The organism is Rubrimonas cliftonensis (assembly GCF_900107585.1).
In the GTDB taxonomy this organism is placed as follows: Bacteria; Pseudomonadota; Alphaproteobacteria; order Rhodobacterales; family Rhodobacteraceae; genus Rubrimonas; species Rubrimonas cliftonensis.
Window position 1 is genome coordinate 1 of record NZ_FNQM01000076.1, and the last position, 2,084, is coordinate 2,084.

General features: G+C 72.4%; 2 protein-coding genes. One reads left to right on the forward strand and one right to left on the reverse strand.

Annotation, left to right across the window (positions count from 1 at the left end):
- A partial coding sequence (locus BLW43_RS22575; RefSeq protein WP_139284208.1) for a LysR substrate-binding domain-containing protein occupies nucleotides 1-896 on the reverse strand: 896 nt, incomplete at its 3' end.
- 111 nt (nucleotides 897-1,007) lie between these two features.
- Here BLW43_RS22575 and BLW43_RS22580 point away from each other — a divergent pair.
- Complete coding sequence (locus BLW43_RS22580; RefSeq protein WP_093257189.1) at nucleotides 1,008-1,871, forward strand: pirin family protein; 864 nt, start codon at nucleotides 1,008-1,010, stop codon at nucleotides 1,869-1,871.
- The last annotated feature ends 213 nt before the right edge of the window (nucleotides 1,872-2,084 follow it).

A 2,084-nucleotide genomic window follows, 5' to 3' on the forward strand; every position in this document is an offset into this window, starting at 1 on the left:
GCGCGCCGCTGCGCCCCGCATTCGGCGGCGAGAAAGTCGAGCAGGGCGCGCACCGAGGGCAGCAGGCCCCGGCGCGACGGGAACACGGCGTGGACGATCCCGCTGGCGGGGCGCCAGTCGGGCAGCACCGGGACGAGCGCGCCCGACTGCAGGTCGCGCCAGATCATCATGGTCGGCAGCTGCGCCACGCCGACGCCGGCGACCGCCGCCTCGCGCAGCGCCGCCATGTCGTCGGTGACGAGCCGCGGGCGGAACGGCACGACCGCCGAGCGGCCGTCGGCATGGTCGAGCCGCCATTCGCCGATCCCGCGGGGAGGGCCGAGATCAAGACCGGGCAGACCGGCGAGATCGGCCGGCGAGGCGACGGACGCCGCGGCCAGGGCCGGGGCGGCGACGAGGCGCTGCACGCTTTCGTCGAGCCGGCGCATCACGAGGTCGGACGGCGGCAGCGGCGGGAAGCGGACGCGGATGGCGACGTCGAACCCCTCCGCCGTCACGTCGACCCGGCGGTTGGTGCTCTCGATGTGCAGCGTCACAGCCGGATACGCCATCAGGAATCGCGCGAACAGCGCGCCGAACTGGAAGTTGGTCAGCGCGACCGGGCAGCTGACCCGCACCGCGCCGCGCGGCTCCGAGCGCGCCTGCTCGATCGCCGCCGCCGCCGCGTCGGCCTCGACCAGCATCGCCACGCAGTGCGCGTGGAACTCCCGGCCGATCTCCGTCACCGAGAAGCGCCGCGAGGTGCGCTGGATCAGCCGCACGCCGAGCCGCTCCTCCAGCGCCGCGACCCGCCGGCTGAGCTTCGATTTCGGGACGCCGAGGGCGCGGGCCGCTGGCGCGAAACCGCCATGCTCGACGACGCGGGCGAAATAGGCGAGGTCGTTCAGATCCTGCACCGTTCCATCAGTAGAACGTTGCGTTGAGATATTCCACACTACAGCCTGCCGCGTCCCGCGCGCATCTCTCCCGGAGAACGGACGGTCCTCCGTCCCATCGGGAGAACCACGATGACCAAGACCATCCTCGGCCGCTTTGGCGGCCATCCTCGCCACTGGGTCGGCGACGGGTTCCCGGTGCGCACGCTCTTCTCCCACGCGGAGCATGGCGCGCAAGTCAGCCCCTTCCTGCTGCTCGACTACGCCGGCCCGCATGTGTTCGAGCCGTCGGAGACGCGGCGCGGCGTGGGTCTGCACCCCCATCGCGGCTTCGAGACGGTGACCATCGTCCATGAGGGCGCGGTCGAGCATCGCGACTCGGCCGGTCATGGCGGCCTCGTCGGCCCCGGCGACGTGCAGTGGATGACCGCGGGCGACGGCGTGCTGCACGAGGAGTTCCACTCCGAAGGCTTCGCGCGGACCGGCGGGCCGTTCCGCATGGTCCAGCTCTGGATCAACCTGCCGGCGGCCCAAAAGCGCATGCCGCCCGCCTATCAGGCGCTCGGTCGGGAGCAGATCCCGAGCGTGGCCTTCGAGGGCGCCGCCGCGCGGGTCGTCGCCGGCGACCTCGGCGGCGTGCGCGGCCCGGCGCGGACGGTCACGCCGGTCAATGTCTGGGACGTGCGGCTCGCCGCCGGGGCGGACGTGAAGCTGCCGGCGCCCGAGGGCCACACGACGCTGCTGGCCGTGCTGTCCGGTCACGTTACGGTCGACGGCGCGCAGGACGCCCGCGAGGCGGAGGTCGTGCTGCTGGGCCGCGAGGGGCGCGACGTCGCGCTCCACGCGGGCGGCGAGACGCGCCTGCTGGTCCTGACCGGCGAGCCCATCGACGAGCCGATCGTCGGCCAAGGCCCCTTCGTGATGAACAACGAGGCGGAGATCCGCGAGGCCGTCGAAGACTTCAGGCGCGGGCGCTTCGGCGCCGTTTCCGCCTGATGCGGGGCCGCCCCGTCCGGGACGTCCCATCACCACGAACCCTCAATGAAGGACACCGACCATGACCAAACCCTACACCCGCCTGAGCCGCGACGACGCCGCGATGCTGCTCGTCGATCATCAGACCGGGCTCCTGTCGCTCGTTCGCGACATCGACCCCGACAAGTTCAAGACCAATGTCCTCGCGACGGCCGCGGCTGCGCGTTACTTCGG